Below are 19,930 nucleotides of genomic sequence, written 5' to 3' on the forward strand. Positions count from 1 at the left end.
CCCTGTCTGTTTACTCATGGTGTTGGTTGATTTGAAACGTTTGTTCAAACAGGCGATGTCGGAACATCGCCCGATCAACCAGCACCAATCGATTTTAACATTTTAACGAAAAAAAATCCTCTTCCTGTCTCACCTGAACTTGCAGATGGAACCCGGCCCCTTGAAAAAGGCTACTGGAACAGCCGTCTCTTATTTCACCGGAGGCCCTCCGGAGAGCAATGGCTTTTGGCCAAAGGCATACCCCTCGCTGATCTTTATCCGGGCGGATCAGCGGGCCGCGCAAGTGACCGGGCCGGTCTGATGCGGACTTCGATACCGTTCACGCGATAAGACCAAGCGCCTTGAGGGTGGCGAGGATGGCGGTGATTTGATCGGTGCGCTTTTTGTTTTTGCGTCCGAAGCAGGCGGCGAGGGATTCGGGGTCTTGGCCGATGGTGGGCAGGAGTTTGCGGACGGCGGCGACTTGGGCGGGGAGATCGGCGGGCCAGTCGAGGATGACAATGGGGACGGCGGTGTCCGGGGTGTCGTCGTCTGCGGAGAGGCCGATTTCGGACTGTTTGGCAGTGGCAGCGCCGGGAGCTTGGAAATCCGGGCGGAGCCAACGGACGTGGCCGCGCTTTTCTTCAGCGGCGCGCTCGTGGTTGAGGGTGACGAGGCGGGTGAGGATGGCTTGTTCGAGCGCCTCGGCATCCGGACCGCCGCTGGCGAGGATGTCGGCGGGCGGTGTGGCGGGTGCGATGCCGGTCCAGCCGTAGGCTTCGAGGACGGCGGCGTCGAGGTCGTCGTGAAGCTGTTTGAGGACGGAGACGAGGCCTTGGTCGTGGATGATCTTGTCCTTGGCGTTCAGGGCTTCGCCGGAACGGAGTTTTTCGAGGACGTTGTAAATGCCGGTGAGCGTGAGGTCGGGATGCTGCGCTTGTTGGCGTTTGCGGTGTGCGTCGAGGCGCTCGCCAAGGTCGCGGATGCGCTGCTTGAGTGCGCCTTCGTCGAGCGCGGGGAATGGGAAGGCGCTGAACGACACTGATTTAACATATGTCGGATCGTTTCCGACTCCAAGTTTTGATCCTGTTGTCTCCGCCCAGATAAGATGCGGCAGAGAGGAAAGAATCCCTAGATCATGAGCATCATCCATTGCAAATGCGATGAGCTTGCTATCAGGCAAAATGGTTGCATCGAGAAACGAGAAAAAGCGACGACGTGTTGTTTTGACGGTTACAATGTAGCGCGAGAGACCCACTGCCATCGCCCGCCAGGCCGGGCATGGCTCTCCAAAAATCCACCAGTTGTTTTTTCGTGTTGGGCGTGGGTTTTGATCTCGGTGTGGTTTGATGTGGACCAGCAACCACTGGAAGCATTCGGGATAGCGATCGGCGAGTTCGTCTTGTGATAGCCCAAAGAAATCAAGAGCCCAAAGTGATCGGTTGGCAGCCATAATGTCACGGCCATTGAGATAGGGACGAATGTGATTTTCTAGATCATGCCGCTTGCCGAGACCAAGCTCAACAGCTTGACTGTGCGATACGAGGAAATCGAGACCGTGAGGCTCCATTCCAGGAGAGCTCAACTCGCTGTTTGCTTGGAGATGTCCACACGATGTTAGGTCCGCGCCGATTTGAAGATTGGCGGCGAGGACGCCACCACTCCTTGAGAGCGACACTTCGTGCTCGCCGTCTTCGTGGGCTTGCTCGGCGACGACTTTTTCGAGGATGCCCTCTGCATGGCCGGGGGCGGCGACGGTCATGGCGATGCGGACGGCAGCGCCGTCGGCGGAGTCGATCCATGGGTGGTCGGGAATGGCGTAGGCGAGGTGGAGTGGCTTTTTCCCCGCTGCTACGAAGGGCTCGATCACGCGGCGGTTGAATGTCTGATGGATGGAATTGGTGGTGATGAAGCCGAAGCGGTTGGCTTTGCCATCGCGGACGAGTTCGGCGGCTTTGCGCCACCAGAACATGACGAAGTCGGAGGACTCGGGCACGTCGCCTTTCCATGCTTTTCGCAAGGCTTCCACATAGCCGTCGCCCAAGGCTTCGCGCATCCGGGAGGCCCCGATGAACGGCGGATTTCCCACGATGTAATCTGCCTTCGGCCATTCGGCGCGGCGCGGGTTGATGTAATCGAAGAGCACGGTGCGGGCGGATTCGTCAGGGACTTCCTTGCCGGTGATGGGATGCGGTTTGGTGCTGTGGCCGTCCCAGACGGTGAGGATTTCGTGGGTTTCGGGATCGCGGCGGGGGACGCGCTCGTCATAGGCGAGCACGGCATCTTGCTCGAAGATGCTGCGGTCTTTCGGGAGCAACGGGCGGTCGCCGGTGTCGGCTTTGCCGGTGGTCTTGTGCTGCCATTGGAAGTAGCCGATCCAGAGGACGAGTTGGGCGATGGCAACGGCCTGTTTGTTGAGTTCGAGGCCGATGAAATGCTCGGGGCGGACGCGGAAACCCTGCATTTCCATCCCGGCGTTTCCACCCAGCGCGTCGATGAGTTGAAGCACCTCGGCTTCGAGCCGCTTCATGTGCTCCATGGTGACGTAGAGAAAGTTCGCGGTGCCGCAGGCGGGGTCGATGACGGTGAGGCCGCAGAGGTAGCGGTGGAAGGCGATGACTTGGGCGAGGGCTTCGGCATCTTTCTTGTCGGCATCCTTGCGGAGGCGGGCGGCGTCGGCTCCGAGTTGTTTCGCGGCGGCGGAGGCACCGGTTAGCATTTTCGCTTTGGCGTCGGCTTCGAGTTGGTCGGCTTGGATGTCGGCTTGGTCGGCCTCGTCGTGGAGGGTGGCGGCGGCGATGCGGACGGCATCCCACTCGTCCCGCAGCGGGCCGATGATGGTGGGGCGGATGAGGCGCTCGACGTAGGAGCGCGGGGTGAACTCCGCACCGAGCTTGTGGCGTTCGCGGGGATCGAGGGCGCGGACTAACAAGGTGCCGAAGATGGAGGGCTCGACGCCGCTCCAATCGGTGGCGGCGGCATCGGCGAGCATGTCGAGCTGCGCGGCGGAGAGCGGGAGGGCGGTGGTGTTTTCAAACAGGCCGCCGTTGAAGTGGGCGATTTCCTTGAAGAGAAGGGCGGAGTAATGGGTGCCGGTGGCCATTTCCTTCCACAGGCCGGAGATGAGGACCGGGAAGCCGCGCGGGTTTTCCTTGGCCCGTTCGAGCAGGGTTTTGAATCCATCCTCGGGCAACAGGCCCACGTCCTCGGCGAACATGGTGAAGAGGCTGCGCTGGAGGAATCCGGCGATGACTTGGAGGGCGTGGCCGTCGGCTTCGAGGGACTTGGCTAGGAGGGCGAGGCGGCTGGCGATGTCGCGGGTGACTTTGGCGGCGACTTTCGAGGGATCGAGCGAATGGGGATCGAGCCAGACCTTGCGGAGGCGTTCGCGGATTTCCGGGCGATGGAGGTCCGGCAGGGTGATGCGATACGAAACGGGATCGGGGAAGCGTTCGTATTGGCCGCCGGTGCAGGTGAACTCGGCGTAGAGGTCGATGCTGTGGCCGACATCGCAAACGATGAGGAATGGCGGGCGGCCTTCGTCGGCAGGCAGGGCGGTGATGTAGCCGCGCCCTTGGTGGAAGGCGCGTTCGAGGGCTTTGTCGAAGGCGAGCGTGCCGCGTTTGCCGTGGCCGGTCTTGGTGGCGGTGGGTTTGGCGAGTTCGTCGGCGGAGGCGTCGGCGGAGAGGCCTTGCTTGGTTTCGTTGACGAAATGCCCGGCCTTGTAGAGGTCGATGTAATTGGTGGAGGTGGAGCCGTCCGGGTTGATGCGGGTGATGGCGCGGTCGAAGACGTAACGGTTCTTCGCGGTCTCGGGTGCGGTTGGGTCCGGGCGCGGGACGCCGATGATGTCGCAGAGTTCGGAGAGGAACATCTGGTAGTTCGCCCGCTCGGCGGCACCGGAGGTTTCCCAGCGGGTGATGAAGGCGGTGACTTGCGCGGGAGTGGCGGGCATGAGGTGGGAAAGTGGGAGGGCGCGGCTGGGGTTCATTCCTTTGCCGTGGAAGCGGATGGAGTCCAACAGGTTCACCATGGGGAGGCAAGAGCGAGCATCGAGATGACGATGTTCGTGATGGGGTGGTTTCGAGATCCGAAGGAATCAAACGATCGTTTGATCACCCTTCCATGCGCTACCTGCTGCCGTAGGTGAAGCGAGGCACTCCGCCACGCCCCTTGCCCGTGGGAGGTCGCTTGCCCCGGAACGGGTGACGTAGCCACAGGCGGAAGGTGCGCTCGACCTTGCCTGTCTCCCGCGCTGCCGCGACGGCTTGAGCGAAGGCGGGGGATGCGTTCTTCCGTTTGAGGACCGCTTGGCGGGTGATGCCAACCGCCGCCGCCGATTCCCGGATCGTGCCTCCCGCTTGTAGTGTCCGCAAAATCAGTCTGCCGCGCCAATCGAGTTCCATGGGGTGAGGCTACCCGAAATCCGTCTGCCCGTCCACCGCCTGCGCCGCCGGGCGCGGGGGAGTGGACAACCGGGTCGGAAACGGTGGTTACAGATTGGTTACAGATTTCCGACCCTTATTCGTGCATTTTGGCGCGATTTGGCGCATTTGAACACCTGTTCAGGCTTGCCTGATTTCCGCTAGGTTTTTCGCTGTAACCCTTTGTTTTTCAGGGTTTTAAAATGGCGGAGGGGGTGGGATTCGAACCCACGGAACCTTTCGGCTCTCCAGTTTTCAAGACTGGCGCAATCGACCACTCTACCACCCCTCCGGTATTGGCTGCCTGAGCTCCCGGACTTTACGTCCGGCAACCCGGTTGGCGGTTTTTACGCCCGGATCGCGCTCAATGGCAAGCGTTCTTGGCGACATCTTTGCAACGACTCAATCTTTCCAATCCGTTCGATGATGCAACGACGTTCGATGAGCCGTTCCGCAACGCATGCCCGTTTCCCGCGCCAGTTCGCAAGCATGGCTCGTTGGCACTCGCATTCCCCCCCGCGCACACCACCCGGCCGATCCGCAGTCAGCAAGGCCGCCCTCCCGCGGCTCCCGCTTTGCTCGACGGCCTCCAGATCCGCCGGTCGCTATCGCTCCCTTCCCGGCTCCGTGTGCACAGACGACCACCAGACCAAGCGCCCCCTGAGGCCACCCCTCACTCCGCCAAAAAATCGGTAAAATGCGGCATTGTATCTGACCTTTGTGGCGGCGGGCGGAAACTCGGAGGCCAGCGTCGAAATGCGTTACGAGGATGAGAGCATCTGGCTGACGCAGAAGATGATGTCAATTCAAGCGAAGCCGTGGGGGACGTCTGATCAGGTTGGTTCGGATACTTCAGGCGCGTCCAACCCGGCGAGTTGAAAAACCTCGCGAAACTCGCTGGCGATTCGGGAAAAATCTGATTAGCCTCCCCGCAATCCATGGCATCCGAGGAGAAGAACAAGCGCTTTAAGATCGAACCCATGCTGGGTGGCCTGGCTTTGCTGCTGCTTCTGGCGGGCTGCGTGTCCGTGCTCAGGCCGTTCATGACGGCCTTGTTGTGGGCGACCATCCTGACTTATTCGCTCTATCCCTTGCAGCGGGTTTTCACCCGTTGGTTCCGCGGTTCGCGGACTTTGGCGGCTTGTTTCGTGACCCTAACCGTAACGGTGCTGTTGGGCGGGCCGATTTTCCTGATCGGGTTCAGCATCGCCCAGGACGGCAAGGATCTGGCGGAGGCGACGCGGAAATGGTTCATGGCGGCCCCGGACCAGGCTCCGGCGTGGGTGGAGCAGACGCCGCTGGTGGGCAAGGAGCTGGGAGTGTATTGGTCGAATTTCGCGGAGGACCGCAAGCGCTGGATGGAGCAGCTCGACAAGGAGGTGAAGACGCCGCCGAGGCCGAAGATCGTGGTGGAGAGCGGTGACGACTTCGTGGTGCAGGAAGCGCCGCCACCGATGGTGGACGAGGTTGAAGAAAAGGCCGGGGAGGCGGACGCCGCGCAGAACCCGCCGCACATCGTTGTTTTGCTAGGGAAATTCCTGGCATGGGCGAAATCCTGGTTGATCGCCGTGGGTGTGGCGGTGGGGCAGGGGGTCACACAGATTCTGCTGAGCGCGTTCCTGGCGTTTTTCCTGTTACGGGACGCGCCGATGCTATCAGAGCGGCTCGCCGTCTCGATGGACCGTCTGGCGGGCGGCCGCGGCCGGCACTTGATCAAGGTGGCGGGCGGCACGGTGCGCGGCGTGATTTACGGAATTCTCGGAACGGCGATCGCGCAGGCGCTGGTCGCGGGGCTCGGCTTCTGGATCGCCGGGCTGCCGGGCGCGGTGCTGCTCTCGGTGCTGACGTTTTTCCTGGCGGTCATCCCGTTCGGCCCGCCGATGATTTGGCTGCCGGCGGCGATGTGGCTGTTCGCCCAGGACAAGCCGGGGATGGCGGTTTTCATGCTGGTCTGGGGGGGGCTCGGAATCAGCAGTGTGGACAATTTTTTGCGGCCGTATCTCATCAGCCAGGGCAGCAAGATGCCGTTCGTACTGATCTTCTGCGGCGTCATCGGCGGGGCCTTGTCGTTCGGGCTGGTGGGGGTTTTCCTCGGTCCCACGCTGCTGGCGGTGGCGTTCCGGTTGATCGAGGAATGGTCCTCGGCGGCCGTCGGACAGGATGGCGAGCCGCTGCCTGGTGACAGTTCGGGATTGCGCGAGTCGCCGGCATCGGACACATAGCGGCATGGCGGTGTGCTCCTCGGTGTTAGGCAAAGTGCTGGAAGTCTTCGAGCGGAATTTCCGCGACCGCGGCGAGCTGGGTGCTTCTATCAGCATCTGGTGGGATGGGACGGAGATGATATCACACGGCCACGGCTGGTGCGAGCGGGAGCAGCTCCGCGAGTGGACGGTGGACACCTTGGTGCCGGTTTATTCGGCGACGAAAGTCCCGGCGGCGGCGAGTCTGCTGTTGGCCTTGGAGAGCCGGGGGCTTTCCGCTGAAACTCCCGTGCGCGAGGTCTGGCCAGCGTTCCCCGTGGCGGAAGCGCGGTTTTCCCACCTGCTGTCGCATCAATGCGGGCTGGCCGCGCTGGACCAGAAGGCGGGCGTCCTGGAGCATGCAGAGGTGCTTGCGGCCATCGAAGCGCAGGTGCCGGCGTGGAAGCTCGGGGACGGGCAGGGCTATCACCCGCGGACCTTCGGCGCGCTGGTGGACGAGCCGGTGCGCCGCCTCACCGGGCAGTCGCTCGGCAGTTTCTGGCGGGAAGAAATCGCCGCGCCGCTCGGTCTGGATTTCTGGATCGGCCTGCCGGAAAGCGAGTGGCCGCGGGTCGCCCGGCTCTATCCGGGCAAGGCCGGCAAGGACGATCTGGCGGACGCGTTTTACAAACAACTCACGACCTCCGGCACCTTCACCCGCCGGGCCTTCTCGTCGCCGCGCGGGCTGCATGCGATCCATGAAATGAACGAGCCCCGCGCCTGGTCCGCCGGCCTGCCCGCGCTCGGCGGGGTGGGCACCGCCTCGGCGCTGGCGAAATTCTATCAAGCGGCCATCGGCTCGATCGAGAGCCCGCTTTCCCCGGCGGTGCGGCAGGCGCTCGCCACGCCGCAGACGTCCGGGGACGACCGCGTGCTGCTCCGGCCGACGACATTCACCTGCGGCGCTCAGCAGGATCCGCTGGATGAATCCGGCGGCAAGATCCGCCACATTTACGGCCCGTCGCTCGCCGCCTTCGGCCATCCGGGCGCGGGCGGCAGTCATGCGCTCGGTGATCCGGCGACCGGGATTTCCTTCGCCTACGTGATGAACCAAATGGACCTGAGCGTGATGCCCGGTGTGAAGTGCCTGGAAATGGTGGACGCGTTGTTCTCCGAGGTTTGAGGAAGGTGGCTCTCATTGGGATGGAGATGTCTCTCCTTCGCATGGAAACGCCTATCCTTGGCATGGATTTATTCGTCCTCAGCATGGAGAAACCACTCCGTGTAATGGAGGAAGGCCTCCGTGCAAAGTTTTGCCGAAACACTATCAAGCAGCTATCAATCCCTCAACTCACCCCTACATCACCATGGCAGACTCATCCTCCATACCTTCCAGTGCGCCTCTCCCGCGCCCGCCCCTCGACAACATCCTGCCCGCCATTTGTGCAGGCGTTTTTGGCGAGGGGTTTGAGCCAGAGTTTTTTCGGGCGGCCGCTGGGCAGGTAATAATCGGTGTGGTCCTGGGAGAAGCCTTTGGTGTCGCGGTCTTGGAGATGCCATGCCGCGGCACACCAGATCGGCACACCAGATGAGTACGGCGACAATCTCGTTTTCCTCGAGGATGGACTGACAAAGCCGGTCACCCGCCTCGCGCCCCCTCGCCGAGCAGGTGCTCTTCATCAAGCAAACCGTGGGCGATCTGCAAGTCGGCGGGGGGGCGGCGGTGCGGATGCGGAGCGAGGCGGCGCTGGACGCCGCATGACGGGAAAGCCGTCGGACTGTCTTTCATGACGAGGCTAATCCAGCATTTTTGTGCCTCTTTTTTTGCCCTGATTTCTTTCAAGCAATTGCAAGGGATCAAAAGGCTCAGGCCAAACGCCCTGATGGAACCCGCGTTCCATGGGGTTTTATCTTGATTCGTTCAGTTTTTTTTGAACAGTCCGGTTTGTTCGAACTCATTGAAACACACCATGAAATTATTTGGAACCGACGGCATCCGCGGCCGCGTCAACGAATTCCCGATCACTGCCGAAGTCTCTCTGCGGATGGGCAAGGCGGTTGCCAACGTGCTGCGTTCCTCCGGCCCGAGACGCAATCGCGTGCTCATCGGCAAGGACACCCGGATTTCCGGCTACATGCTGGAAACCGCCCTCACCAGCGGCCTCGTCTCGATGGGAATGGACGTTTACCTCGTCGGCCCGATGCCCACGCCGGCGGTCGCGCATTTGACCAAATCGATGGGAGCTGCCGCCGGCATCATGATCACCGCTTCCCACAACCCATATGAGGACAACGGGATGAAAATTTTCGGGCCTGACGGTTACAAGCTGTCCGACGACATCGAGAGCCTCATCGAGCGCCACATCATGGGCGACGAACCCGAGGCAGCGCCTTTGCCGCCCGCGCAAATCGGCAAGGCCCACCGGATCGACGACGCCCGCGGCCGCTACATCGAGTTTGCGAAACACACCGCCGACAACATCTCGCTGCACGGGCTGAAAATCGTCGTCGATTGCGGAAACGGTGCCGCCTATTTCATCGGTCCGCTCATTTTCAAAGAGCTCGGCGCCGAAGTGATCACCGTCAGCAACGAACCGGACGGTCTCAACATCAACGAGGGCTGCGGCGCGCTCCATCCCGAAGCCGCGGGGGCGCTCGTCCGCAAGCACAACGCCGATATCGGCATTTCCTTCGACGGCGACGCCGACCGCGTCATTTTCACCGATGCGACCGGCCAGGTCGTCAGCGGCGACCGCATTCTCGGGCTTTGCGCCATCGGCCTGAAGGAGCAGGGGAAGCTCAAACACGACACGCTCGTCGCCACCGTGATGAGCAATCTCGGCCTGATCGAAGCCATGAAACAGCAAGGCATCCGCGTGGAAATCACCGCCGTCGGCGACCGCAGCGTCATCGAATGCATGCGGAAAAACGGCTATTCGTTCGGCGGCGAGAATTCCGGCCACCTGATCTTCGGCGACCACGTCACCACTGGCGACGGCATTCTTAGCGCGCTCCAAGTGCTCCGCATGATGATCGGGCGCAAGGCCACGCTCGCCCAGCTCGCCAACGTGATGCACGAGTATCCGACGCAGCTCGCCAACATGACCGTGCCGTCCAAACCGCCCCTGGATTCCCTGCCCAAGCTGCAAAAACTCATGAACGAGGCCACCGCCGAGTTCGGCGAGAACGGCCGCCATTTGATCCGTTACTCCGGCACGGAAAACAAAATTCGCGTTCTCGTCGAACACCGCGAGCTTGATGAAGTCCGCTCGTGGGTCGCCAGATTCTCGACCGCCATCCACGAGGAAATCGGCTGAACCATGTCTGACGAACCGACCTATCCCTGCTCGCTCTCCCTCACACGGGAAATCGAGGGTTTTCCTGTTGGAAACATCCCGCTATCGCAGCACTCAGGAAACCCCGGCTTCCCGCCGATCCGCTACCCATGGGATCTTCTCCGCGCTAACGAGCTCTACGTTTCCTCCCTCACGGAAAACTCCATCCAAGGCGACGTCCACCCTTCCGCCGTCATCGAAGGCATCGTCCACATCGGCCCCGGCACCCGCATTCTCCCCGGAGTCTTCATCGAGGGAAATGTCGTCATCGGCGCGAACTGCAAGATCGGCCCTAACTGCTACATCCGCGGCAATACCAGCATCGGCGACAACTGCCACATCGGCCAGTCCGTCGAGATCAAAAACTGCCTGATACTCTCCCACACCAACGTCGGCCACCTCTCCTACATCGGCGACTCGGTGCTCGGCGAGAAGGTCAACCTCGGCGCCGGCACCACCACCTCCAACCTCCGCCACGACGGCAAGAACCACCGCTCGATGGTTGGTGGCGTGCTCGTCGATACCGGTCGCCGCAAGTTCGGCACCATCATCGGCGACGGTGTCCACACCGGCATCAACACCTCCATCTATCCGGGCCGCAAATTCTGGCCCAACACCACCACTCGCCCCGGCGAAATCGTCCAGCACGACATTCAATCTCAAGATTAAGAAATTCAAACCGCAGATGAACACAGATGGACGCAGATTCGGAATCAATACCAGAGGCAGTGGAAAAGTTGCGCGGAACAGGCGTGCTTCTCCATAATCCCTGAATCCAACCATCTTCCATCCCTCTCTTCATCCGCGCCCACGCCGAGTGGACGCCCGAGCTTTTCCAGCGCGCCACCACCGGCATCGCCCACACCCGCTGGGCCACCCACGGCCCGCCAACCGAGGTCAACGCCCACCCGCACCTCGACCAGTCCGGCGACATCGCGCTCGTCCACAACGGAATCATCGAAAACTACCGCTCCCTCCGCGCCCGGCTTGAGGGGAAGGGCCATCACTTCTACTCCGAGACCGACACCGAAGTCCTCTCTCATCTGATAGGGGATTGCGACAAGGGCGACCTCTTCCAAGCCGTCTGCGACGCGCTCCACCAGGTCGAGGGCACCTTCGGCATCGCCGTGCTGTCCTCCCGCGAGCCGGACAAGATCATCACCGCCCGCCGCGGCAGCCCCATCGTTATCGGCATCGGCGAGGGAGAAACCATCATCGCGTCCGACGCTTCCGCCATCGTCGCCTACACCCAGCGCGTGATCTATCTGGACGACAACGACATCGCCATTGTCAGCGCCGATTCCGTCGATATCCGCGACCTCCACAACATCCCGGTCACCCGCGAGATCGCCCAGCTCGCCTTTGATGCCGCCGTCACGCTCCAGCTTTTCGCTTATCATGTCGCACGCCTCCGCGGCGGCGAGATCGACCAGCCGCGGAATCTGGCGAAAAGCGTGACCGTGGAATGAGTGAGACCGGCGTTTCACTCCAACGCCGATCTCAGGTCCGCGGCGGCGCTGCGGGCGCTGGCGGGCGGGTCGGGGACGAAGGTGAAATCGTCGTCCTGGTCGGGGGCGAGCAGCGCTTCGGCGGCTTCGGTGTTCAAGGTGAGAGTGATGGGCTCCTGGTGGCGGGCGGCGACTTCGCTGGCTTTCGCGAGCGCGGCCAGAGCGGCGGGCGGCGCGCCGGTGGACTGCGAGCTACGCGGGATTTTATCGACCGGTTCGAGGTTGGCGATGGTGGCGGCTTCCGGCGCGGCCTTGAGTTCCTCGAACTTGCGGGCGGTGATGAGGACGCGGGTTTCGAAGGAGCCGATGGCGCTGTTATACTGCTCGACGGCGTTGCCGAGCGAGCGGCCGAGTTTGGAGAAATGGTCGGCGAGTTTCCCGAGTCGCTCGTGAAGCGTGCGGCCTAGCAGGGAAATCTCGCGGGCGTTCTCGGCGATCGATTCCTGCCTCCAGCCGTAGGAAACGGCGCGTAAAAGCGCGATGAGCGTGGTGGGTGTGGCGAGGATCACGCCTTGGTCCACGCCGCGCTCGATCAGGCCGGGATCGCTTTGGAGCGCGGCGGAGAAGAAGGACTCGCTCGGCAGGAACAGCACGGTGAACTCGGGCGTGTGGGCGAATTGCGCGATGTAGTTTTTCGAGGAAAGCTGTTGGATGTGCGTTCTAACCTGGCGGGCGTGGCGGTTGAGCGCTTCCTCGCGGATAATGTCGTCGTTGGCTTCCAACGCGTCGAGATAGCCGTCCATCGGCGTCTTGGAATCGACGACGATGATCTTGCCGCCGGGCAGGCGGACGATCAGGTCGGGGCGGAGTTTCTTGCCCTCGTCAGTGGTGGAGTTGTGCTGCACCTCGAAGTCGCAGTGCTCTTGCATGCCGGCGAGTTCGACGACGCGGCGGAGCTGCATTTCGCCCCACTGGCCGCGGCCGGTGGGCTGGCGGAGCGCTTTGACGAGCGAGGCGGTCTCGCGCTGCAAGCCGAGCTGGCCTTCGCCGAGGGCGCGGACTTGCTCGCGTAGCTCGGAGTAGGCGCCTTCGCGGGATTTCTCGATCTCGCCGATGCGGAGATCGAATTTCCCGAGCGACTCGGCCATCGGTTTGATCAGTGTTTCGATGGCGATCTTGCGTTTTTCTATGTCGCCTTTCGCCTCCTCCGTCTGGGTGGAGAGCGAGGTTTTCGCGAGTTGGAGAAATTGTTCGGACGAGGAACGCAGCGCGTCGGCGGAGAGCGCCTTGAAGGTGTCGGAGAGTTTGATTTCGGCGCGTTCGAGGAGGGCTTGTTTCTCGGCGGCGGCCTTGATTTCGCTGTCGAGGCGGGCGCGGATTTCGGTGAGTTGGTTGCGGAAGGTCTGGGCGTCCTGCTCGTTGCGCTGGGCCTCGGAGCCGGACTGGGCGAGGCGGGCCTCGATTTCCGCGGAGCGGCGTTCCTCGGCCTTCAAGCGCTCGGTGCCGGCGGAAATTTTTCCGGATGCGGCGAGCCGGGTGAACAGCCAGCCGACGAAAAGTCCGGCGATTGCGGCGATGATTTGCGGGAGATAGGGCGCGATTTCTGGAGGAAGATTCATGGTTTGTCCTTGCGGATGGCGTGCGGTCCGGGTTCGTATGGCGGTCGCTTCGCTCATTCGTCGTATCGGATGGCCTGGCGATACGCAAACCAAACTCCACATCCTCATGGCCCACACACTCCCAGATCTCGGTTACGCCTACGACGCGCTCGAACCCCACATCGACGCCCGCACGATGGAAATCCATCACTCGAAGCACCATCAGGCGTACATCACCAATCTCAACAACGCGCTCGCCGGCAAGCCGGAGCTGGAAGCCAAGTCGCTCTGCGAAATCATCGGCGACCTCGCCTCGATCCCCGAGGACATCCGCACCGCGGTCCGCAACAACGGCGGCGGTCACGCGAACCACTCGTTTTTCTGGAAAGTCATCGCCCCCGGCGGCGCGAAGGCTCCATCCGGCGAGCTCGCGGCGGCGATCGACAAGGCCTTCGGCTCGTTCGACGCCTTCAAGGAGGCCTTCGCCAAGGCCGGTGCCACCCGCTTCGGCTCCGGCTGGGCGTGGCTGGTGAAGAAGGCGGACGGCTCGCTCGCCGTTTGCTCCACCGCCAACCAGGACTGCCCGTGCATGGGCGCAGCCATCGCCGGGTGCGATGGCAAGCCGATCCTCGGCCTCGACGTCTGGGAGCACGCCTACTACCTGAACTATCAGAACCGCCGCCCCGACTACATCGCCGCGTTCTGGAACCTGGTGAACTGGGACGTGGTCGCCGCGAACTTCGCCGCCTGATTTCTCCTGAAAGTCACTCGTGAGCGTCCGTCCCGTTGGGGCGGACGTTTTTTTTTCGTGTGGGGGTGGATTGACGGCAGCCAGCTGCGGGATGGATGGGATATTTGTGAGCAAACCGCGCCCAGTTCCGCCAGCAGGCTGGCACGACCGACAGCGGCAATTGTGCGGTTCAGGCTGATGGGCGAACGACCCGGATCAATTGGCCAGCCGGATTGCGGCTGGTCATGAGCGCGGCGTGAATGCGTTCAGCGAAAGCCAACAGATTCGCGTCATCACGAGTGCAGACGATAATACCGGCGTGGGCACCTTGGGTTTGCTGGTGGAGCCGTATGAAGTCGAGTCGGTTCAGGGTGAGCACGACGCCGTGTTGTTCCGTGGCGAATGCCAGGACTTGATCGTCCGGGATCTTCTGATTTGCGCGTCCGACTTCGTAGGATGTGAGGACATCATGTCCGAGCCGCCGGAGTTCCTCGACGACACGTTTGGGGAAGTTCTCGTTGGAGTAGAGCGAGGCCATCAGGCTTCCTGATTGAGGCGGATGGCCTGTTCAATTTCCTCGCGGTGGGTTGCGACGTAGTGCCAAGCGGCTTCCAGGTCAAAGACGCTCAGTCCGGGGTAATCCTTGAGAAGATCAAGCTCGCCCACGCCGGCACGGCGGGCTTCTTCCAGCATCCAGACGGCAATGCGGGTCATTCCCACACACGCCTCGCCGCCACAGACTCCAGGGCTGCGCTGGATTCGGCCGGATGAGCCGGACTCAGGAGCGATTCCAGCCCGCGCTTTGACGAAAAGAACGAAGTCGAGCACCTCCGCCTGAACGGGTTCGGAGGCGGCTTCGATCTCGCTGACGATTCGCTGAGTGAGCGCGGACATGGCTGCAAATTAGCCGGATTTGGGCGCGAGGCAAGACCGGCTTCGACTTCCCGCCGCGCCCGGGAAAAAGGTCGCCGCGAAGAAGACCGTGAAGCCAAAACAAGCCTGAGCCGTGGCGGCGGTTTCCCGTGTCATGAAAGGAATTCCATTTCCCTTGCTTCCCACGGTCCTTCGTCTTACATGTTTGCACATGAGTAACACAATCACGCTACGGTTGCCAGCGGACTTGCTTCAATGGCTCGAGGAAGAATCCCGAGTCACCGGTCTTCCCAAAGGAAGGCTCGTGCGGGAGCAACTGGAGCAATTGCGCACAAAAAAGGCACGTCAGCCGTTTCTCGACTTGGCGGGCAGTGTCGAGGGTTCACACCAACTCAGCCTTAAAAAAGGATTCGAAGCGTGACAGGCATCGCCGACACAGGCTTCTTGGTTGCCTTCGCGAACCGTAAAGACCTCCATTTCCCGTGGGCTTATGCCCTTGCCGAACACATTCACGAACCTCTTCTCACTTGCGAGGCCGTATTGGCGGAAACCGCCTACCACCTGAAAAATAGCGAACTCGTCCTGCGCATGATGGAAACCGGGCTGATCCGCCTCGCTTTCGATATCGAGGGCCACCGCCCGGAACTCATCGCATTGGCACGCCGCTACGCCGACCGCCAGCCCGATCTCGCCGACCTCTGCCTGATCCGCATGAGCGAAATCAATCCGCAGCTACCCGTCATCACGGTCGATGGCGACTTCCGCATCTATCGCCGCAACCAGCGGGAAATGATCCCGGTCATCATGCCTCCACGGAGGTGACTGGCACCCGATTCGCCCGATTTGGGGGCGAAGGCAAAACAAGCCTGAGCCGTGGCGGCGGTTTCCAACCGCCATGCCCAGTCAATCTTGCCAGGCATGGCGGTTGAAAACCGCCGCCACGTTCGCAAGTGTGTCTCGCCACTTGAATTTCACAATCCATGTCATTGCTGCTCCTGATCCATCACGCTGCGTTTTTATTTTCCTCCATGGACGACAACTCCGGATTTGAAGCCCCGGATTTGAAGCCCCGGATCGCAGTCCTGCCCGAGTCATCTGCGGCCTTGATGAAAAAGAGGATCGGGTATCGCGCCAAACAGTTTTTGCGTGAGCCGTCGCGGGCAAGATCCGGCGGATTCCTCTGCCAGAACGAAAAATGGGGGCAATGAAGTGAAATGCCTGATTCCGCCTTCACATTCACGGCCTGTCCGTCAGCCTTTCAAGCGTTCATGGAGACCTGAACCGGGGCTTAAGAACCTCGTCCATTAGCGGCGGAAGGTGCGGCGTTTTTCCATAGGTTATGGTGGTAATTACCCATTTCAGGAAAATTTTGAATTGGAAAATTTACCAGTGGAAAACTTTGCAGCATTCACCCGTGGCAATTGACTACTTTCATTTCATTATCACTGGAGCAGCTGTGGAGAAGTGGTGGGCGGTAAGGCGAAGGGAAATGGAAAGAAGGCGCGAGAGGGCTTGGTGCGGGCGTGTTTTTGCGATCGAGGCGCGGGATTCCAAGCTGAGAAGTGGCATCGGCTTTTTGAGGTAGCGAACTTTTGACACCCGGCTTCAGCCGGCTATGGTCCCGCCGTTCCAAGGAACCCCCCAACACTTTTTTACCATGAGCGAAACAACCGTCGAAAAACACGTCTTCCAGGCCGAGATCCAGCAATTGCTCGATCTGGTCGTCCACTCCCTCTACACCGATAAGGAGATTTTCCTCCGCGAGCTGATTTCCAACGCTTCGGATTCGATGGAAAAACTCCGCCACATCGAGGCCACCGAGAAGGACGTGCACGAGCCGACTTTGCCGTTGGAAATCCACATCACCACCGATGCCGAGGCGAAAACTCTGACGATTTCGGACGCCGGCATCGGCATGACCCGCGAGGAGCTGGTGAAGAACCTGGGTACCATCGCCCACTCGGGGACGAAGGCGTTTCTCAAGTCCGTGAAGGACAGCGGCAGCACGCCGGGCAACATGATCGGCCAGTTCGGCGTCGGGTTTTACTCGGCGTTCATGGTGGCGGACGAGGTGAAGGTCCACACCCGCAGCTGGCGCGCGGACGGCGAGGAGCTCGTCTGGATCAGCGACGGCAAGACCGGTTATGAAATCGAGGATTCGCCCGGCCAGTCGCGCGGCGTGAAGATCGTGATGCACCTGAAGGAGGAGCTTGGCGAGTATGCCGAGGAAACGCGCATCAAACATCTCATCGAGCGTTACAGCAATTTCGTCGGTTTCCCGATTTTCCTCAACGGCACCCGCGTCAACGAGGTGGAAGCGCTGTGGCTGAAGAACAAGTCGGAGATCTCCGAAGACGAATACAAGGCGTTCTATCAATTCGCCTGCAAGGCCTGGGACGAGCCGGCCTACCGCCTTCATTTCAGCGCCGACGCGCCGATCGCGATCAACGCGCTGGTCTTCGCGCCGAGCGAGAATCCCGAACGCATGGGCTTCGGCAAGGTCGAGGGCGGCGTCTCGCTCTACTCGAAGAAAGTGCTCATCGACGCCGACCCGAAAGGCCTGCTGCCCGACTGGATGCGCTTCATGAAGGGCGTCGTCGACAGCGCGGACCTGCCGCTCAACATCTCGCGGGAAACGATGCAGGACAGCGCGCTGATCCGCAAACTCGGCGCGGTCATTAGCAAGCGCGTGATCAAGATGTTTGAAAAGGAAGCCGAAGCCGATCCGGAGAAATACCGCGGCTTTTACAAGAAATTCGACCGCTTCTTCAAGGAAGGCATCGCCACGGACTATCCGAACCGCGACGCGCTGGCCAAGCTGCTGCGCTTCGAGTCGTCGCTGACAGAACCGGGCGCGGTCTGCGGCTTCACGGACTATGTCTCGCGGGCGAAGGACGGGCAGGAGTCGATTTACTATCTGGTCGGAGCCGGTCGCGAGCAGGTTGAAAGCAGCCCTTACGTGGAGGCGTTCAAGGCGCGCGGATTGGAAGTTATTTATTTCACCGACGCGGTGGATGAATACGTCGTGGAGTCGCTCGGTGAGTTCGATGGCAAGAAGCTCGTTTCCATCCGCCACGGCGGTGTGGAGCTGGAGGAGCACGCGCCGGAAGGTGACGCGCTTTCCGAGGAGCAAACGGCGGCGCTGTGCGAGTTCCTCAAACAGGAACTCGGCGACCGCGTGACTGCCGTCGCAAGCGGCAAGCGGCTGGTGGACAGCCCGGTGATTGCGCTCGTCCCGACGGACGGCATGAGCCCGCAAATGCGCCAGATGATGAAGGCGATGGACGAGAATTTCAAAGACGAGATCAAGGTGGAGCTGGAAATCAACCCGCGCCATCCGCTCGTCAAGAAGTTGTCCGAGGCCAAGGATTCCAACCCGGAGCTGGCGAAGCTGGTGGCGCTGCAACTGCTCGACAACTCGCTGATCGCCGCTGGCCTGCTAGAGGACGCCCGCGACACGGTTTCCCGGATGAACACGCTGATGGAGAAGGCGATGGGCTGATGAAAACGTTCTGCCCCGAGTGTAAAAACAGCCTGACCGGACCCAAGTCCGCGATGGGGACGCGCGTGGACTGCCCCGAGTGCCGGCACTCGTTCTATTGGACGGACCGCCAGCACGCCGGGGAGACCTTCGTGGTCTATGACTTGGAAACGACCGGGCTGGACCCGGAGCAGGACGAGTTCATCCAGATCGCCGCCATGCGCTTCACGGCGGGCTGTTTGTGCCCGGAGGAAACCTTCGCCAGCTTCGCGAAACCACGGCGGCCGATCTCCTCGTTTATCGAGAGTTACACCGGCGTGGGAAACCGCCACGTGGCTAACGCTAGCCGGCCGGAGGAAGTGCTCTGCGAGTTCGCCGTTTGGTCGGGGGACTCCACCCTCATCGCCCACAACGGCCTGCGCTTTGACAGCAAGTTCCTAGCCGCCACCTGCCGCCGCCACGGCCTGCCGATGCGCGAGGTCCACAGCATCGACTCGATCCACATGTCGAAGATGTTGTTCGGCAAAACCCGCGGCACCGGCCACTCGCTGGACCACCTGATTTCCCGCCTGCGGATCGACCAGCAAGGCATCCGCCGCCACGACGCGCGCGGCGACGTGGAAATTCTCGGTCGCGCCGTGGCGGGGATGTGGCAGCGACTCGGGCTGGACCGGGCCTTCAACGGCGTGCCGAGGCACGGCGCGTTCCTGCCGCTCGCCCGTCTTTAAGACGGGTCCGACAAGCGCTGTCGCTTGTGCCAGGACTTCCCCGGATTCGTCTCAAAGCTGACAGGGACCCCGCCTCCGCGTCCCTGCAATGCGTCCCTGCAATCCGTGGCTGCAATCCGTGGCTGCGGCGTCTCGCCGCAGACCGTGCTTGGGGCGTCTCGCTCCAACTTTTCCCCCGGTAGGGCCCGCCCGCCGCGGCGCGCCCACTTCATTTCCCCCGCCGGAGGCTACTCTTCATCCAAGAGTTCACCGCAAAGGCGCGAAGGCCGCAAAGGGACGCAGAGAAAGAAATGGTTTCACGGACTCCGCTTCCTCAACCGCACCGCCGCCCCGGCTCTCCGGCTCTCCGGCTCTCCGGCTCTCCGGCTCTCCGGTTTGAACCATTTCGGCACCCAATCCCTCCGCCCGCCCGCCCGCCCATTTAATTTCCCTTTTCGCTGGAGGTCCCGGCCCTGCCAGTTAGCTTGGCGGGCGACAAGGTCCATGCCGGCCCTTTCCCTTTCCCGCTCCCGCTTCCCACGCACCCATGTTCGAACAAGCCTTTAAAAACATCGATGACGTCCTGCACAAGGACGCCGGATGCTCCAGCGAGCTGGACTACACTGAGCAGACCTCCTGGCTGCTGTTCCTGAAATACCTCGATGCCCTGGAGCACGACAAGGCCACCGAGGCCCGGCTGGAGGGCAGGAAATACAGCCACATCATCGACAAGCCCTACCGCTGGGAAAGCTGGGCCGCGCCCAAGGACAAGTCCGGCAAGCTCGATCACAACCACGCCCTCACCGGCGACGACCTGCTGGATTTCGTCAACCGCCAGCTCTTCCCCTACCTCCAGGGCTTCAAGGCCAAGGCCAGCGGGCCGAACACCATCGAATACAAGATCGGCGAGATTTTTTCTGAGATTAAGAACCGGATTCAGAGTGGGTATAATCTGCGGGACATCATTGACCCGATTGACGGGCTGCGTTTCCTCTCCCAGACCGAGAAACACGAGCTTTCCCACCTCTACGAGGCCAAGATCAAGAACAGGGGAAATTTTTCTTTCCGTTAAATTGTTAAAATCTCAGCGGGCTGGCTGATGGACATTTGATACGAGAACTTGATCTCCCCAGCAAGCTCGGATTGCTCTTTCGCGCTGGGACGGGCCGGTGGAG

At 61.5% G+C, this 19,930-nt stretch carries 18 protein-coding genes, 1 tRNA gene and 2 pseudogenes; 13 read left to right on the forward strand and 8 right to left on the reverse strand.

Annotation, left to right across the window (positions count from 1 at the left end; translation table 11 throughout):
• Positions 1-319 precede the first annotated feature (319 nt).
• From AC4DF4_RS12395 to AC4DF4_RS12405, 3 genes are all read right to left on the reverse strand, one after another.
• On the reverse strand, positions 320-4,012 hold the full coding sequence (locus AC4DF4_RS12395; protein WP_490048421.1) for a class I SAM-dependent DNA methyltransferase: 3,693 nt from the start codon (positions 4,010-4,012) through the stop codon (positions 320-322).
• Positions 4,013-4,109: 97 nt separating this feature from the next.
• Positions 4,110-4,385: a hypothetical protein gene (locus AC4DF4_RS12400; protein ID WP_490048422.1), complete on the reverse strand. Its 276-nt coding sequence runs from the start codon at positions 4,383-4,385 to the stop codon at positions 4,110-4,112.
• A gap of 222 nt (positions 4,386-4,607) precedes the next feature.
• Positions 4,608-4,695: transfer RNA gene (locus AC4DF4_RS12405), tRNA-Ser, on the reverse strand.
• Between the two features lie 413 nt (positions 4,696-5,108).
• On the opposite strand from AC4DF4_RS12405, the pseudogene AC4DF4_RS12410 reads away from it, so the two are divergent.
• From AC4DF4_RS12410 to AC4DF4_RS12420, 3 genes and pseudogenes are all read left to right on the forward strand, one after another.
• Positions 5,109-5,207 (forward strand): annotated as a pseudogene (locus tag AC4DF4_RS12410) (cell filamentation protein Fic); the annotation flags it as partial.
• A gap of 134 nt (positions 5,208-5,341) precedes the next feature.
• A complete protein-coding gene (locus tag AC4DF4_RS12415) occupies positions 5,342-6,625 on the forward strand; it encodes an AI-2E family transporter (RefSeq protein ID WP_490048423.1) in 1,284 nt (427 codons plus the stop codon).
• 4 nt (positions 6,626-6,629) lie between these two features.
• Complete coding sequence (locus AC4DF4_RS12420; protein WP_490048424.1) at positions 6,630-7,766, forward strand: serine hydrolase domain-containing protein; 1,137 nt, start codon at positions 6,630-6,632, stop codon at positions 7,764-7,766.
• Between the two features lie 193 nt (positions 7,767-7,959).
• Here the strand turns inward: AC4DF4_RS12420 and AC4DF4_RS12425 are convergent, their stop codons facing one another.
• On the reverse strand, positions 7,960-8,166 hold the full coding sequence (locus AC4DF4_RS12425) for a hypothetical protein (protein WP_490048425.1): 207 nt from the start codon (positions 8,164-8,166) through the stop codon (positions 7,960-7,962).
• Between the two features lie 56 nt (positions 8,167-8,222).
• Complete coding sequence (locus tag AC4DF4_RS12430) at positions 8,223-8,372, reverse strand: hypothetical protein (protein WP_490048426.1); 150 nt, start codon at positions 8,370-8,372, stop codon at positions 8,223-8,225.
• A 181-nt stretch (positions 8,373-8,553) separates the two neighbouring features.
• Between AC4DF4_RS12430 and glmM the strand changes: the two genes are divergently transcribed.
• The 3 genes from glmM to AC4DF4_RS12445 all read left to right on the forward strand — a co-directional run bounded on the left by glmM (position 8,554) and on the right by AC4DF4_RS12445 (position 11,387).
• Positions 8,554-9,900, forward strand: a complete 1,347-nt coding sequence (gene glmM / locus AC4DF4_RS12435; RefSeq protein WP_490048427.1) for a phosphoglucosamine mutase — start codon at positions 8,554-8,556, stop codon at positions 9,898-9,900.
• Between the two features lie 3 nt (positions 9,901-9,903).
• Positions 9,904-10,587, forward strand: a complete 684-nt coding sequence (locus AC4DF4_RS12440; RefSeq protein ID WP_490048428.1) for a hypothetical protein — start codon at positions 9,904-9,906, stop codon at positions 10,585-10,587.
• A gap of 185 nt (positions 10,588-10,772) precedes the next feature.
• A complete protein-coding gene (locus AC4DF4_RS12445) occupies positions 10,773-11,387 on the forward strand; it encodes a hypothetical protein (RefSeq protein WP_490048438.1) in 615 nt (204 codons plus the stop codon).
• A 14-nt stretch (positions 11,388-11,401) separates the two neighbouring features.
• On the opposite strand, the gene rmuC is transcribed toward AC4DF4_RS12445, so the two are convergent.
• Complete coding sequence (gene rmuC / locus AC4DF4_RS12450) at positions 11,402-12,985, reverse strand: DNA recombination protein RmuC (RefSeq protein WP_490048429.1); 1,584 nt, start codon at positions 12,983-12,985, stop codon at positions 11,402-11,404.
• Between the two features lie 106 nt (positions 12,986-13,091).
• On the opposite strand from rmuC, the gene AC4DF4_RS12455 reads away from it, so the two are divergent.
• The gene (locus AC4DF4_RS12455) at positions 13,092-13,715 is read left to right on the forward strand and encodes a superoxide dismutase (protein WP_490048430.1); all 624 of its coding nucleotides are present in this window, start codon (positions 13,092-13,094) and stop codon (positions 13,713-13,715) included.
• A 169-nt stretch (positions 13,716-13,884) separates the two neighbouring features.
• Here the strand turns inward: AC4DF4_RS12455 and AC4DF4_RS12460 are convergent, their stop codons facing one another.
• Together AC4DF4_RS12460 and AC4DF4_RS12465 are read right to left on the reverse strand one after the other, a co-directional pair.
• The gene (locus AC4DF4_RS12460) at positions 13,885-14,232 is read right to left on the reverse strand and encodes a DUF5615 family PIN-like protein (RefSeq protein ID WP_490048431.1); all 348 of its coding nucleotides are present in this window, start codon (positions 14,230-14,232) and stop codon (positions 13,885-13,887) included.
• Entirely contained in the window at positions 14,232-14,588 is a 357-nt protein-coding gene (locus tag AC4DF4_RS12465) for a DUF433 domain-containing protein (protein WP_490048432.1), read from the reverse strand. Before AC4DF4_RS12465 ends, AC4DF4_RS12460 begins: the two co-directional genes overlap by 1 nt.
• Before the next feature lie 190 nt (positions 14,589-14,778).
• Here AC4DF4_RS12465 and AC4DF4_RS12470 point away from each other — a divergent pair, with 190 nt between their 5' ends.
• The 6 genes and pseudogenes from AC4DF4_RS12470 to AC4DF4_RS12495 form a co-directional block, all read left to right on the forward strand.
• A complete protein-coding gene (locus AC4DF4_RS12470) occupies positions 14,779-14,988 on the forward strand; it encodes a hypothetical protein (protein WP_490048433.1) in 210 nt (69 codons plus the stop codon).
• On the forward strand, positions 14,985-15,389 hold the full coding sequence (locus AC4DF4_RS12475) for a type II toxin-antitoxin system VapC family toxin (protein ID WP_490048434.1): 405 nt from the start codon (positions 14,985-14,987) through the stop codon (positions 15,387-15,389). The genes AC4DF4_RS12470 and AC4DF4_RS12475 overlap by 4 nt, the downstream gene beginning before the upstream one ends.
• A gap of 164 nt (positions 15,390-15,553) precedes the next feature.
• Positions 15,554-15,775 (forward strand): hypothetical protein, encoded by a 222-nt coding sequence (locus AC4DF4_RS12480; RefSeq protein WP_490048435.1) that lies wholly within the window; start codon positions 15,554-15,556, stop codon positions 15,773-15,775.
• A gap of 449 nt (positions 15,776-16,224) precedes the next feature.
• Positions 16,225-18,069, forward strand: coding sequence for a molecular chaperone HtpG (gene htpG / locus AC4DF4_RS12485; protein ID WP_490048436.1), 1,845 nt, complete (start codon positions 16,225-16,227; stop codon positions 18,067-18,069).
• Positions 18,069-18,776, forward strand: coding sequence for a 3'-5' exonuclease (locus AC4DF4_RS12490; protein ID WP_490048437.1), 708 nt, complete (start codon positions 18,069-18,071; stop codon positions 18,774-18,776). Before htpG ends, AC4DF4_RS12490 begins: the two co-directional genes overlap by 1 nt.
• A 526-nt stretch (positions 18,777-19,302) precedes the next feature.
• Positions 19,303-19,812, forward strand: a pseudogene (locus AC4DF4_RS12495) (type I restriction-modification system subunit M N-terminal domain-containing protein); the annotation flags it as partial.
• Positions 19,813-19,930 lie beyond the last annotated feature (118 nt).

This window comes from Luteolibacter sp. (assembly GCF_058122085.1).